Below are 871 nucleotides of genomic sequence, written 5' to 3'. Positions count from 1 at the left end.
CTGCATCGTCAACGGTCCGGGCGAGGCGCGCGAGGCCGATCTGGGCGTGGCCTCCGGCAACGGCAAGGGGCAGATCTTCATCAAGGGCAAGGTCATCGAAACGGTGCCCGAGGATAGGATCGTGGATACGCTGCTGGAGAAGGCCAACGAGATCGCCGCGCAGATGGAGGCCGAAGGCCAGGTGCCGGCCGGCGCCACCGGACCGGTCGTCGTGCCGATCACCCATACCGCACGTCACATGTGAGCGCATGCGCCGGCCGTCGCGTGACTACAATGAACCGACGTGATGCATCATCGGAAGTCCACACGGCGGCCGGGCGGCTGGAGCCGCCGCCAGCGTCTGCTGACCACGCTGCCGATATTCATCGTGCTGTTCGGCATCCTGGTCACCGTCTCCACGTTGACCGACGTCCAGTGGCATGACGACGCCACCGGACGCACCATCACGCCGGCGACCCCCAACACCGCCGTCGCCTTCGCCAACCCCGACGATGTCCCGCTGCCCACGCTCGGCACCTACGAGGTGCGTGACCGCTACGTGACCATCGACGTCACCCGCGCATCCACAGGCGAAGTCCAGACGCTGAACGTGCACGTCCGCGAGCCGGTCGATGCCGGAAACGGTCTGCCCGGCGTCGTGTTCCTGCACGGGGCGGGATACGGCACCTGCGACAACTCGTTCAGCGACGTGGCGAAGGCGATGGGCACGGCCGGTATCGTGACCGCCGTGGTGGACAAGCCCGCCTGGTCCACCATCGACATCAACCGCGACTATCCGGCCTCCGCGGACGCCTATGACGCGGTCATCGACTACGTCCGCGGCCTGGACGCGGTGGACGACGGCAAGGTCGGCATCTACGCCACCTCCGAG

At 67.3% G+C, this 871-nt stretch carries 1 protein-coding gene and 1 pseudogene; both read left to right on the top strand.

What is annotated here, in order from left to right:
• Nucleotides 1–244 (top strand): flavodoxin-dependent (E)-4-hydroxy-3-methylbut-2-enyl-diphosphate synthase (locus B4C31_RS00900; RefSeq protein WP_291530957.1); only part of this gene is annotated, 244 nt, incomplete at its 5' end.
• 39 nt (nt 245–283) lie between these two features.
• Nucleotides 284–871, top strand: a pseudogene (locus B4C31_RS00895) (alpha/beta hydrolase); the annotation flags it as partial.

The sequence above is a fragment of the Bifidobacterium sp. UBA4282 genome (assembly GCF_002394995.1).
GTDB lineage: Bacteria > Actinomycetota > Actinomycetes > Actinomycetales > Bifidobacteriaceae > Bifidobacterium > Bifidobacterium pullorum_B.
Note: the sequence above shows the minus strand (reverse complement) of the source record. Positions and strands in the feature narration are given on the sequence as shown.